The 13,026-nt window shown below is 42.4% G+C and carries 9 protein-coding genes; 3 read left to right on the forward strand and 6 right to left on the reverse strand.

Annotation, left to right across the window (positions count from 1 at the left end; genetic code table 11):
- Window positions 1–51 precede the first annotated feature (51 nt).
- The gene (locus RM368_RS09015; protein WP_322693766.1) at window positions 52–177 is read left to right on the forward strand and encodes a BrnT family toxin; all 126 of its coding nucleotides are present in this window, start codon (window positions 52–54) and stop codon (window positions 175–177) included.
- 253 nt (window positions 178–430) lie between these two features.
- Here RM368_RS09015 and RM368_RS09020 read toward each other — a convergent pair whose 3' ends face one another.
- Window positions 431–1,462 (reverse strand): hypothetical protein, encoded by a 1,032-nt coding sequence (locus tag RM368_RS09020; protein ID WP_322674727.1) that lies wholly within the window; start codon window positions 1,460–1,462, stop codon window positions 431–433.
- 280 nt (window positions 1,463–1,742) lie between these two features.
- On the opposite strand from RM368_RS09020, the gene moaA reads away from it, so the two are divergent.
- Window positions 1,743–2,729: a GTP 3',8-cyclase MoaA gene (gene moaA / locus RM368_RS09025; RefSeq protein ID WP_322693767.1), complete on the forward strand. Its 987-nt coding sequence runs from the start codon at window positions 1,743–1,745 to the stop codon at window positions 2,727–2,729.
- Between the two features lie 59 nt (window positions 2,730–2,788).
- Here moaA and rpsD read toward each other — a convergent pair whose 3' ends face one another.
- Window positions 2,789–3,397 carry a 30S ribosomal protein S4 gene (rpsD, locus tag RM368_RS09030; RefSeq protein ID WP_322693768.1) on the reverse strand — a complete coding sequence of 203 codons (609 nt, stop codon included), beginning with the start codon at window positions 3,395–3,397 and terminating at the stop codon, window positions 2,789–2,791.
- A 462-nt stretch (window positions 3,398–3,859) separates the two neighbouring features.
- Here rpsD and RM368_RS09035 point away from each other — a divergent pair, with 462 nt between their 5' ends.
- Window positions 3,860–4,549, forward strand: coding sequence for a hypothetical protein (locus tag RM368_RS09035; RefSeq protein ID WP_416212224.1), 690 nt, complete (start codon window positions 3,860–3,862; stop codon window positions 4,547–4,549).
- Between the two features lie 63 nt (window positions 4,550–4,612).
- Here the strand turns inward: RM368_RS09035 and RM368_RS09040 are convergent, their stop codons facing one another.
- The 4 genes from RM368_RS09040 to RM368_RS09055 form a co-directional block, all read right to left on the reverse strand.
- Window positions 4,613–4,903 (reverse strand): hypothetical protein, encoded by a 291-nt coding sequence (locus RM368_RS09040; RefSeq protein WP_322693769.1) that lies wholly within the window; start codon window positions 4,901–4,903, stop codon window positions 4,613–4,615.
- Window positions 4,904–5,157: 254 nt separating this feature from the next.
- Window positions 5,158–6,057 carry a heterocyst differentiation master regulator HetR gene (hetR, locus tag RM368_RS09045; protein ID WP_322693770.1) on the reverse strand — a complete coding sequence of 300 codons (900 nt, stop codon included), beginning with the start codon at window positions 6,055–6,057 and terminating at the stop codon, window positions 5,158–5,160.
- Window positions 6,058–8,332: 2,275 nt separating this feature from the next.
- Window positions 8,333–10,735, reverse strand: a complete 2,403-nt coding sequence (locus RM368_RS09050; RefSeq protein ID WP_322693771.1) for an EamA family transporter — start codon at window positions 10,733–10,735, stop codon at window positions 8,333–8,335.
- 877 nt (window positions 10,736–11,612) lie between these two features.
- On the reverse strand, window positions 11,613–12,872 hold the full coding sequence (locus tag RM368_RS09055; RefSeq protein WP_322693772.1) for an inorganic phosphate transporter: 1,260 nt from the start codon (window positions 12,870–12,872) through the stop codon (window positions 11,613–11,615).
- Window positions 12,873–13,026: the final 154 nt, after the last annotated feature.

Genomic DNA, 13,026 nt, shown 5'->3' on the forward strand with positions numbered 1-13,026 from the left:
CCTTCCACAAATTAGGATTTCATTGCAAGTAGAGTAGCCTGATATCAGGGGATGAATTTAAAATTTGAGTGGGATAACCAAAAAGCTAGTTTGAATCTCAACAAGCACAGTATCAGCTTTGAGGCAGCTAAGACTGTCTTTAACGACTCTCTAGCTTACATATTCAATGATCAATAACAAATGCGATCGCCGATATAGCAAATGAGTACGCCGAAATAACAAATGCGTTCGCCGAAATAACAAATGAGTTCGCCGAAATAACAAATGCGATCGTCGATATAGCAAATGGGTAGGCCGAAATAACAAATGCGTTCGCCAAAATAACAAATGCGTTCGCCAAAATAACAAATGAGTACGCCGAAATAACAAATGCGTTCGCCGAAATAGCAAATGCGTTCGCCGAAATAACAAATGCGATATTGCCTACTCCCTAATTTGTCTCTTGAATTTGCAAACGAACAGTGTGTTCAGTCGCACCACTAAGTTGCAATTCCATGATTTCACCACCCAGAGGTTCCAAGCAAGTGAGGAGCGATCGCAAGTTGGGTGTACTTGCACCAGTATCTACATATAATCGATCTGCTAAATTACCGATCCGTTTCCAAGTCATGTACAATTTAGCGATCGTTTGTTCAATCTGCGATGCTTGATTTACCAAATCAGCAGCAATGCTCAAACAGCCGACCCTTTGCGCTTCTTCTAAAGCTGTTTCAATATCAACATTTTCCTGCGTTAACGCCTGAACTTGAGCCGCACCTTTGAGATATTTCGCCAAGTTACGCGCTTCGCTAGTTACCTGTTTCAGGGTATCCACATCAGGATTAGCAGCTATTTCCTTCTGGATAAACTTTTGATGCGATTCTGGCAGTTTTTCCATTTCCTTTACCAGAGGGGCAATGTAGCGCGGGGGAAGGGTATTATCTGCGGCTTTTTCTTTAACTGCTTCGGGTAATAAATCTGAGGACATGGCTGTCCATTCATCATTGAGTTGACGCACTTCCCGCCTAGTGATGCGATCGCCTTTTTGAGCAGCTTCACTCACCATCTGTTGCACTTCTGGGACTGCTTTGGAGGTTTCGACAAATGCCCGTTTACTGAAGTTATTCACAGATCCGGGGTCAAGTTTACCGTCTTCAATCAGAGTATCGGCACTATTCGCCAATTGTATCCAGGAGTATGCTTGACTTTTGCTGATTTCTCGCTCTTTTAGCCATCGCAAAAAGCCAGTACCGCGTCCGTCACCACCTACTTTTTCTCTGTCGCGGATCGCCCGTAAAATTCGCCCCCGCCAGATTTCAGTTTGCAAATCAAAGCGATCGCATACCTGCCAAGCTACTTCTAGCTGCTGTTGAAAATCTGACTCTAGAATCTGTTCATCTTCTGGATCGGGCAGTTCAAAGCTGATATCGGCTGGTTGTTGTAAGGCAGCAGCAAGGTCGTTGATGGAGTCGGTGTCTTGCACGATTGATGATTAACTAGTGGATGCGATCGGCTTATTATGCCACAATCTGTGGACTCTCACTTAAGGGGGAGTACGGTATTTTGAGTTACAACAAAGATAGTAGGAAGGGGTAAGGGACTTCCAAATAAAAAAATATCTCATCGCTTTTAGGGCAGGGGGCAGAAAGCAGGGGGAGAGAAAGTCGTTTTGATGGGCGTGAAATTGGATAATTTATTTCTTGGAAGTCCCTAAACCACCTTTGTAAAGTCTTTAATTAATCAGAGAGAATAAAAATAAAACGATGAACCAGGTAGACTACCTCCGCATTAGCTTAATCGATCGCTGCAATTTTCGTTGTCAGTACTGTATGCCAGAGGGAGTAGAACTGGACTATATTCTCAAGCAACAGTTATTGACTGATGAAGAACTACTCACCTTAATTCAAGAGGTATTTATTCCAGTAGGGTTTACCCGATTTCGTTTGACTGGGGGGGAACCCTTATTGCGTCCGCGGGTGGTGGATTTGGTCGGTGCGATCGCAACTTTACCCCAAACTCAAGACCTCTCAATGACCACCAACGGTTTTTTGCTGGCTCCGATGGCACAAAACCTTTACAATGCTGGTCTGCGACGAATTAATATTAGTCTTGACTCTCTCGATCCCGATATTTTTGACCAAATTATCGGTAATCAGGGGCGTTCTCGTTGGCAACAAGTTTGGCAGGGGATTCAAGCTGCTCATCAAGTCGGATTCGACCCCCTGAAGCTGAATGTGGTGGTGATTCCTGGGGTTAATGACCACGAAGTTCTCGATTTAGCCGCCATGACAATTGATAAACAGTGGCACGTTCGATTTATTGAATTTATGCCCATTGGTAATGTGCATTTGTTTGGCGATCGCGGTTGGGTATCTTCAGCCGATTTACGAGAACGTATTCGCGATCGCTGGGGCTTGACAGAATCACAAGTTCGTGGTGCTGGCCCTGCTGATGTCTTTCAAATTCCCAATGCGAAGGGGACACTAGGATTTATTAGTCAGATGTCAGAATGTTTTTGCGATCGTTGTAATCGGATGCGCCTAAGTGCCGATGGCTGGCTGCGTCCCTGTTTATTGAATGAAACTGGTCAAATAGATTTAAAAACTGCCCTGCGTTCTGGTGTCAGCACCACTCAATTACAAGAGCAGGTAAGACATTTACTCGGAATAAAACCAGAAATTAACTTTAAAGGGCGCGATTCTGGTATTTTAGGTGCATATACCCGCACCATGTCGCAAATTGGCGGATAGTCATTGGTCATTTGTCCTTTGCAAATAACCAAGGACAAATGACTAAGGACGAATGATTATTAAGCTTGTCGTGAGTAGTATTCCACCACAAGTAGTTCATTAACTTGTAGTGCCACCCATTCGCGCTCAATAACGCTGTTGACTTTACCAACCAATTTATTTTTGTCAAATTCCAAATGACTGGGGAGGTTAGCCAAACCGGGATATTGCAAGTTCGCTTCCACCAACTTCCGGGATTGTGCCCGATCCCTGACTGCAATTTCTTCACCAGGACGGCATTGGTAGCTGGCAATATTCACCACACGACCGTTAACAGTTACGTGACCGTGATTTACCAGTTGACGAGCGGCTGGGATAGTCGGAGCTATACCTAAGCGGAAAACCGTATTATCCAAGCGCATCTCTAGCAATTGCAGCAGCACTTGTCCGGTAGAACCAGTAACACGTCTGGCTTTGCGCACATAGCGGAGCAATTGCTTTTCAGTCAAACCGTAGTTGAAGCGGAGCTTTTGTTTTTCCTCTAGACGGATAGCATATTCAGAGCGCTTCTTGCGATTCTGGCCATGCTGCCCAGGTGGGTAAGCGCGTCTGGCACTTTTACGAGTTAATCCTGGTAGGTCGCCCAAGCGGCGGACAATTCTGAGGCGGGGCCCTCTATATCGGGACATGAGTTTCCTTAATCTAATCCTGTTTAAACTTTACCGAAACATTCAATTTTGACATTCCCCTAATTTTTAATCAGGGGATTCTTGGTTTTTTGAAGCTGCTTACCGAGGTAAGACGTATCTCACCAAGGTAGACGCATCGATTTTTGCGCCAGTTGCTTTTAATCGGTAAACCCGACAAACTAGCCTCCAAGCCTGAATTCCGACCTGTCACGCCGTACTCCTGCCAATAAGTTTTTTGTGTTTATTTAGTTTCGTAGGCTACTCAATCATCAGATTGGTTTACGCAGTATTCTTACTCTGAAATACTTTTTACGTTGCCTACTTATCTTTCAAACAGCTATATTAACACAATTTCCGACATAATTAATTATGTCTATACTTTACTACCTTTGAAATTCTTGGATTACAGAGGATTTTTAAGATATTTGAGTTAGCATAACTTTGGGTGTTTGGAGAATGGCAATGTCAATGAGCAAAAAAGTGGTTAGCAGAGTTAAGAACAAACAAGGCAGTTCCACCTCCAGGATTTTAACATTACCAGTTTTGGCTATAGCTGGATGTTTAACAATCTTGCCTAATGTGGCTGTCGCTGCCTCTTACAGAAATGATTATAGTGTCTGTGCGGGTCGCCTCCTGAGTGTGGGTGTAAAGGCAGAAGCGGCATCAGCAGGTTGTGCAGCAGCATTGCGTCCAAGAGATTTGGCTGCTTGCGTGGTGAAAATTGATAAGGAAACCCAAATTGCTGCAACGGATGCGCTTTTTTCTTGTGGGAAGGCTCGGCGTCCTGAAGAGTTAGCAACCTGTGTAGTTGGTGTTAGCTTAAGTACTAAGGAAGAAGCTAATCCGACAGTTTTAGATTATTGTGGACGCAGTTTGTTACCCGTGCGCTTTGGTCAGTGTGTGGTTGGCTTGCGTAGTCAAGTCGACTTTCCCGCTACTCAAGCGCTAGATACTTGCATCAGTGCTGATGATAGTGTTATCGGTGCTTCATCTTCGTCTACACCGCCAACAATAATTCCTGCGGGTTCAAGTCCAAGTTTAGAAACTACCCCATTTCCAACTCAACCGGTTGTTCCAACCCAACCGATTGTTCCAACTCAACCAGTTATTCCAACTCAACCAGTTATTCCAACTCAACCGGGCACTAATTAGATTACAGTGCTTTGTGTAATTGATATACAGGTTGAATTTAGAGTGGCTATTTGCCAACCTGATTCAGGGACTACCAAAAAATAAATTATCCGATTTTAATTTGTAGGTTGGGTTGAGCAACAGCGAAACCCAGCCTTCGCTTTGTCGCACTAGTTCCAAATCGGAACAAGCTGGAATTGAAGCAATAATAGTTACTATATTTCTTACTTTGGTCTTTATAAGATCGTCAAAAGGTTGGAGAAGTTTCTCCACCTCGCCCAAAAAAGCTGTCCTTTTGCTCTTCTCGATGATGTCAACACCTGGTATTATCCAGACTACAAAAAGATCGTGCCAACTTTCAGGCGGATTGTACACTAATACAACTTTCGTCAAACGTTCTATTAGCTAGGACAAACTTCGGTTGCACTTCTGCCACTTGTGGGCATACGATATCTACCACTGTTCCCAAAGTGTCCGCTGACCAGGTAAGCATTTCATTCAAATAAATGAAAAACATTATAATTCTCCTCTCCAACGCAAAGAGGAGTTGGAGAGAGGTTAGTTGAACTCACGTCAGTTTTTCAGCTTTGGGAATTTAGGATTTTGCACAGTTTGTACAGTTAGTTGTACTAGTCTTCTCTTTCACCAAAAGCTGTCTGTAAAACCACTGCAATACCACCGTCTTGATGATATTTGTCTGCCCAGGCACGGATAACTTCATCCAATTCTTCCATAGCCTGCTCCATTTTTTCTGGGAGGATATCAAGTTCTTCCAGCAAGCGCATGGCATTTCGTCGCCGTTCTGCCCAATTTTTCATCATGCGGAAATACCGAGCAGTATCTTCCACGGTGATGTGTGTACGTTCTTCATCGTCTGTTGGGGTATAAGAAAGACGGGTAAGCGCATAGAAGGGCATTCCCCAAGGAGAATCAATTCGTGTTACCGTTCCTGAGTAAAGCAGACGGCGCTTAATATGCTCACCCAAAGCTTCACTCAAAGGCATTTGGTGTTCTGGTGGCAAGTCTTCTTGCGATCGCTTGTGTAAAAACTCGATCAAATCCAGAAACTCAAAGGAGCTAACTAACTGAGCATCAGGTAAATTACTAGGCAGTTTCTGCTCAATTTGTCTTTTTTCTTCACTTGTCAGATTAGTACCAGGAACGCGCGATCGCCCCGGTTGCCAAGGATATTTTTCTAGCCAGACATAAGGCAATTGAATTAAATAGCGAGGTTCTTGAGAACCCAGCATTTTTAACAGTTTGCCTTCTGTTAGTGCCTGCCTGACTTCTTCTACAATAATTTTTACTCGTTTTGGCTCCAAGTGATGCAAATGCCCTGTCATGCGCAGGTTTTGTCCCTGCTCTAGATAGGTCATGTAAATTGCACACTTTGCTGCTGTTGCGGCTGCGTCTAAAAATGCCCCATGCCTGTGCCCACTCGTCCGCATGGCACTAAAAGCCAGATAAAGCATGATCTGATCCATCGCACTGGGGTCAAGACGTTTGATCAGATCTATGTCGTTACTCATATTACAGACAATTGAATAGCACGTTTACACAATTTTAATCGAGTGAAAATAGGTAGTATACACCTAGCTGAAAGCTGTCTTTACTTCAAACTATATTAGTATGCGATAACGATGATATCGGTGGTAGCGCAAACTACCATTTTCGCATATCTCCTGGTTAAAAAGCAGAGTTGGTAGTTCTCACTATAACTGTCTGAAGCATTTAACCGGGAAATTAGAGACACCACCAAATCTAGCTTAACGGTGGTTTATGTCCCAATAATCAACTATGCTGCAATTAATCTCCAAAGCCTTTCAGTTTTCTGGTTTTTTTCATCTTTCAAGACCAACAACGTCAAGCTGCTTACACCTAATGATGGCGCTATGCCGACTTAGAATAAAAACTAGTTTGCGTAGTTAATCTGGCATATCTGTTACTAGAAAAAGATGCTTTTTTGCAACTTTGGCGAATTATTTGTAGTACCCAGTTGACTATAAATAATTGGGAATTGTCTCAAAACAAATTGCTTACCAGGTGTAGCCACATTTAGAGGTTGAGCTATACAGCCCGTTGTAAACTATCATTTTGTTCACAACCTCCAGTGATGTCTCGGCAATATCAGCCATTGGCTTGAGGAAAGATAGTAGACATCAAGTAGAGCAAATAATTCCAATTTCAAATACCTGTTGTTTTTCAAATATTGTTCCTCATCATATCACTATTTTTTGGTTTGGAAATAAAATTGTGCATTTTAAAGTTTATAAATGATGACTATTTAAATATTTTATATTCTGCTTAAATCAAGGTTTGATGATATTTTCTATCTATCCTAAATGCCACTTTTATTTATTATTTTATATATGATGATTGGACACAAAAAGCCGCGATTACTTCCGACTAAATCGCGTAGATATAAGGCTTTGCTGCTCGTGCTAATAACCGAAAGATTAGTTAATAGCTATACATATAATAAAACATCTTGGGTTCCATCCGATGATTGTTTAGAGCTTTTTTTGCCATAAATTTATATTTATTTCATGAAAGAATTTTAAATTTTGATGATTTAACTAATTTATTGGCTACTTTCAAGTATGTTTGACCTCGCTATTTTATATATTTCAGAGACTTAAATTACGTAGATAGTTTGTTGCTATCAAAGAGTGAGAATCCGTAGTAGGCTACGAAAAAAGCTTCTTTTTCTGGATGTCTTGGCGATACCTACGGTGGGCTACGCCTACGCAGATTAAGTTGACTTGTATAAAATGACATGAATAAAGATACCATCTTACAAAACACAATTAGTAAGTGGGTGTGAATAATTAAAGATTTGTAGTGACTTAGTGCAGTCTGGGAGGCTTCCTCATTAAGGACGAATAAAACGGAATAATAAGGATTTTGCTCTCACTACAAGCCAATTTCATGTAATTTACATTGCTTAACATAAGTCAGTCTATTCTTGCCCACTTACTTTGCCTCCTATACTGAAAAAACAGGTAGGTCGACCGCCTAATATTAACTAAGTACGTTTGGCTTGAAAAAACGGGGTACTTTAAGCATTTCTGCGACTTCTCCATCTCTTAGTTCCAAAATATGCTGCAATAGTCTTAACTCCTTGCGAATCTTCTCTTAGAGCAAGTACTTGTGCTCAATTGCTGGAGTCAGTACTACTCATATTGCTTACATATACGTGTTTTCCCTACCTGTATCAGGCTAAATTCCTAAAAATATATTACAAGTCGATTTATTATGAATACTGCTTACCGATCTATTAAGTGTTATAGCAAGAGGCAGCTTTGCAGGAGGCAGTGTTTCGACACTTCGACAAGCTCAGTGCATCGCTACACTCAACAACCATGCTGGAGGTAAAAACCTTGCTATTCTTGAAATTTACGCTTGTCATTATGTCCTAATTAGGACTTACGCACTATACAAATCAACCAAAACGTGTATTACGGTATTTAGTCTTTTCAGAGGTTTCAGATAACCCTGATTTATTCCGACATTTGCGTAGGCGTAGCCCGTCGTAGACATCGCTGGATGCAAAACATGGCTAAAATACCCAAATTGTGTTTAGTACTTATGTACGATGCGTAAGTCCTACTAATCTACTTGGCAACTGCTATATCTGCACCTATACAGCATTCTAAAATTATTCGTAAAAACTTAAATCCCCAACTTCTTTGAGAAGTCGGGGATCTTGAAGTTACAAGTGAGTGCATTAGCGTCAAGATTGATGCTGAGAGTGATGGGGAGTAAAGTAGCTCCTATCACTCTTAAGCTGATTGAACTCGCCATTTAATTCGTGGGACTAGAGGGTTTAACCTGATTTCGCATTGTTTCAAAGCTGAAAGCAGCCGCGCCAAAGGTTACAAATAACACTCCTAGAATTTGCACAATATCCAAATTTTCTTGAATGATTAACCCAGCGAAAATCACGGTTAAAACTGGGATGCTACCACCGATGAGCGCCGATCGCGAGGCACCTAGTTTACTAATACCAACATTATTGAGCAAATAGCCTGCAAGGGTCAGCACGCCCAAAATAAACGCGCTTAAAACCAATTCCAGCATTTTCGAGGGGTCAACTACTACCAAGTTCCAACTGCTGGGCAAAGGTAGCATCAAACAGATAAAGCTCAACAACAACATCGTAGTGAAGTTAATTAAAGTAAAAGTCACCGGATGGAGTTTGCTAGCACAGACTCGCGTCAGAATTATGTAGGCAGCGAAAGCCACACCCGAAAGAATGGCGGTGCTGCTTCCGATTGAAGTATTACCGATACCGATGCTGGGAGAACCTCCTAAAACCAACAATTCACCGCAGCAAATCGCGGCGATCGCGGCGATGCGGAATAGAGTGGGGCGATCGCGAAACAGAAACCACGAGAATAGACCGCTAACCATTGGATAGATAAAGAACAGGGCGATCGCCATTCCCGTTGTGATTTGAGCGATCGCAATATAGATTAATACCTGAGATAAAAACAAAAAGCAGCCACTCACAATTGACAACACTAAAATCTGCTTGGTAGCGGCATTGGCAGGTGTGGAATTTCCTCGGACTGAAGTAGACAAGTTTTCCAAATCTTGCCACAATCTTGGATGCAATATCGGAGACAAAAGTACCATTAATGGTACGACTACCATAAACCGTAGCGTCAAAATTAACAGAGTATTGCCCAAAGTCGGCGGTAGCAACTGTTCTACCTCTAATACTCCAAAAATCTGGGAACCTTCGTGGAAAATTACCTTGATGGCTACGTTGTAAAGCGACGATACCACTGCCGATAAAACGATCAAAAACAAACCGATTCTGAGTGTCGATAAGCCAGGGGAATTAGGCGATCGCGATTGTGGGGGTTTTGCTTCCACCTGCGGTTCTGGCACAGTAGTCGATGAGGGTTCAGCTTTGCTTTGCGATACGTTCTTACGGCGGACAGAAAGTGGTTCAGTAGGAATCTTCAGAGAAGGTCGGATTGTTCTCGGCTGTAGCACAGATGTAAGCAAAGACTCTGATTTCGTTTCGTCTTCCGGTGATTCCTGATTAAGAACAGAAATTGGCTCGGTGGCATTATCCTTTGGTGGCGGAACTACAGCCGCAGTAGATTCTGATGGCGTTTCTCTTACCGACGAATCCTTGCTTGGATTCGCGACGTTTTCTTTAACAATCGGCGGCTCTAATGTTGTTTCTTTTGGCGACAAATCCTTGCTGGGAGAAGAAATTGGATTGGCGACGTTTTCTTTAACAGTCGGCGGCTGTAATGTTGTTTCTTTTGACGACAAATCCTTGCTAGGAGAAGAAATTGGATTTGCGACGTTTTCTTTAACAGCCGGCGGCTCTGATGTTATTTCCCTTACCGATACATCCTTGCTAGGAGAAGAAATTGAATTCGCGGTGTTTTCTCTAACAGTCGGCGGTTCTAATGTTGTTTCCCTTGGTGAAAATTGATTGGAGATCGGAGAAATTGGCTCAAGGGAATTTCTTACTACTTCCTCAAACTCTGGCAGGGATGTTTCAACAGAACTGTTTTTTTGTGGCTCCGTAAACTGCAAAACAGTAGGTATACCTGCTGTTGCAGATTTGCGTGAAGTTTCTTCTATAGTTTTTTCTAGTTCTCCATGCAGGCGGTTAACAAACTCCGCCAAAATCGTTTCCCCTTGCTGCTGCTGGCTATACATCCGTGACAACTGTTGGGAAAGATTACTTTGATAGTTCTTCAGCTCCTGTTGTAAGGAATTAAAGGTAACAGTAACGGTGTCATCGAGACTGTCAAACATATGTTCGACTTTTTCATTAATTTCACCGACTACATTGCTGCTCACTTCAGCAGACTTCAACGCCGCTTGTTCGTAAGATTTGCCCTCTATGCTTTGATTAGCTAAAGTTGCCAGAGAGGATTGCAGTTGTGAAGATATATGCTTTGCCAGAACTTCTGCCAGTTGCCGAATTAATACTTGTTGCTCGGTGATTTGGCGCACTTGTTGTAAATGCTCTTTTTCCTCTACCAAGCTTTGAATCTCATCAGATAACCGATTTTTTTCTGACTGAAGCCGCTTTACGTCTTCCTGCAAGCCTCTGAGGACATTCTGCTGAAGATTTTCTAAGTCTTCAACTAAAGCCCAAAGAGCATTTTCTGCTGCTCTAGATAGCTCCCCTCTGACTCTTGGGTTTTCTGGTTGCTTCTCGAATCGCCCCATTAGCTTCTAACCTCTAACACTTTGACGATAAAGCTGCTTCCGGTACACTTTATTGGCGGTCATCCTAATTTCCTGTATTTTGTCAGATAAATTCAAAATTTTAACAGCACTTCCGCATTTCAACGTAATTCTGTCATACTAGACACAAGTTAGCAAAGCATCTAAGTTTGCCACACAGCTGACTACACCGTGTTCTCTTCAGCATTGATAAGTATTTAACCATTAGATTTGGAATTTTGTTGAGGTAGCACCCGTTTTGGTGAGTCCCATAGTTAGCGACGCTAGAGCGTCTAAGGGATTGCCCAAACCGAAAAGATTTTCTATCTAGATCGCCACGCAATACTTTTCGGATAAACCCAACAATCTCTTTTTTGGTCTGGCGGAAAGGTTAATGGGTAAGGGGTAAAGGTAAATTCAAACCTTTTCCCTTTCCCCTTTCCCTCAAAACCCGAAAAGTATTGGATCGCCACGCCTGGAAGTCCGTTTAATTTTCATAAATTATTTGCCAATGAAATTTTACTTTTAAAGAAATCTCACTCCAAATAAATATTTATTGTTTTGCTGCCAACAATAATTGTCAAAGATTCACAGATGCTTGTGCGTAGACGACTTGTCGCTAGATATCCCCACCAAATTGTCTGACTTGCGAAACTAACTGTAAATTTGTGTGGAATGTAACTGGTGTGACAGTTTATATCTCTAAACGGGGATTAAAGTATCCTTCTGTGGAAATTCTAAGTTACGTTATCCCCTGCACAACATTCTAATGAATGAGCAGCAATTCTGCAAAAGCACGCTTTTTTTGGCGTTGTTGCAGTCTGGGTTTTGTTTTGAGTAAATTCCAATAGAGGAAAAGTTTGGAAAATATTAATAATTCTTAGAAGAATAAAATCTGGGCGATGCTGAAAATGGCAGCGCTAAGGGCAGCACTCACGGGGATGGTAATTAGCCATGCGGCGGCAATGCCTTTTAGTGTTTGAAACTTAATCGACTTGAGATTTTGCACTAGTCCAATACCAACTACACCGCCGACAAGAGCGTGGGAAGTGGAGACTGGTAAACCTAGCCGGGAAGCAATAAGTATGGTGGTAGCAGTTGCCAGTTCGGCACAAAATCCACTACTGGGTTGCAAGGCAATGATGTTTTCGCCAATGGTAGCAATGACTTTTTTTCCCCAGACAGCTAAACCACCAACAATACCAGCACCACCAAGAATTAAAATCCAAAGCGGGATAGTTATACCATTAGTAGGTACGCTACCAGTACGATTGATGTAAACGATCGCAGCTAAAGGAGCAATTGCATTTCCCACATCATTAGAACCATGAGCAAAGGCGACAAAGCAAGCACTTAGTAGTTGAAATCGACCGAATAATTTTTCTACGGGATTTGGGAGTATTTCTCCCTTGTCTCCCAAATCTCCCAATTGTCGCCAACTAATGATTGTGAGTCCAACGGCTGCGATTGCACCCGTTAAAAGCGGGATGTCGTAAGCAGGGATCGTAAAACCAACTTGCTCAATTACAAAATTGGTTAGCGGTTCTGTGAGTGATGGTAAGACAATCACGCCGAATACACCTAGCAGCAGAGTACTCAACCAGGGAATCCATTCTTGTAACTGGACTACTTGATTGGGTCGATCCAAAATCCAGTGCTTGATTTGACTGTAAAATAAAGCAGCGATCGCACCACTAATTAACGGCGTTAAAACCCAGCCAATGGTAATTAAGCCAATTGATGACCAATCAATTGCATTTACTCCTAAAGCTACCCAACTAAATCCAGCGATCGCACCAACAACCGCATGGGAAGATGACACTGGTAAACCGCGTGATGTAGCAATTTGCAACCACACACCACAGGATATTAGTACCGTTACCATCCCAGTAACTAATATTTGGGGTGTAGCTGCGAATAAAGCGGGATTAGCAATTTTCGTTGCTAGAGTTTCCGTTACCTCATGTCCAAACAACACAGCACCCGTAAACTCTAAAACCCCAGCAATTATTAGTGCTTGTTTGAGGGTGACAGCTTTGGAACCTACAGAGGTTCCCATCGCATTAGCAACATCGTTTGCTCCGAGATTCCAGGCGACGTAGAAAGCTAGTAGAGCGACGAAAAGTAGGGTAATAAGCATTTTGTTGCGGACAAGGGGAAAGTGAGAGAGATGAGGATGAAACTTGAGCTTGTAAAGGTGAACTTTGAACCTTTGAGCTTCATCGTCGAACCTTTGAGTTTTACAGGACTTACGCAACTGTCACAAGCAATGGCGCGGTGTAACCGCGCCGTGC

This window comes from Nostoc sp. DedSLP03, from assembly GCF_034530815.1.
GTDB lineage: Bacteria > Cyanobacteriota > Cyanobacteriia > Cyanobacteriales > Nostocaceae > Nostoc.

Bases quoted from the DNA above. Each gene is read 5' to 3' on its own strand.
- hetR (WP_322693770.1), bottom strand. From the start codon at position 6,057: ATGAGTAACGACATAGATCTGATCAAACGTCTTGACCCCAGTGCGATG.
- rpsD (WP_322693768.1), bottom strand. From the start codon at position 3,397: ATGTCCCGATATAGAGGGCCCCGCCTCAGAATTGTCCGCCGCTTGGGC.
- RM368_RS09015 (WP_322693766.1), top strand. From the start codon at position 52: ATGAATTTAAAATTTGAGTGGGATAACCAAAAAGCTAGTTTGAATCTC.
- RM368_RS09055 (WP_322693772.1), bottom strand. From the start codon at position 12,872: ATGCTTATTACCCTACTTTTCGTCGCTCTACTAGCTTTCTACGTCGCC.
- RM368_RS09050 (WP_322693771.1), bottom strand. From the start codon at position 10,735: ATGGGGCGATTCGAGAAGCAACCAGAAAACCCAAGAGTCAGAGGGGAG.
- moaA (WP_322693767.1), top strand. From the start codon at position 1,743: ATGAACCAGGTAGACTACCTCCGCATTAGCTTAATCGATCGCTGCAAT.
- RM368_RS09035 (WP_416212224.1), top strand. From the start codon at position 3,860: ATGTCAATGAGCAAAAAAGTGGTTAGCAGAGTTAAGAACAAACAAGGC.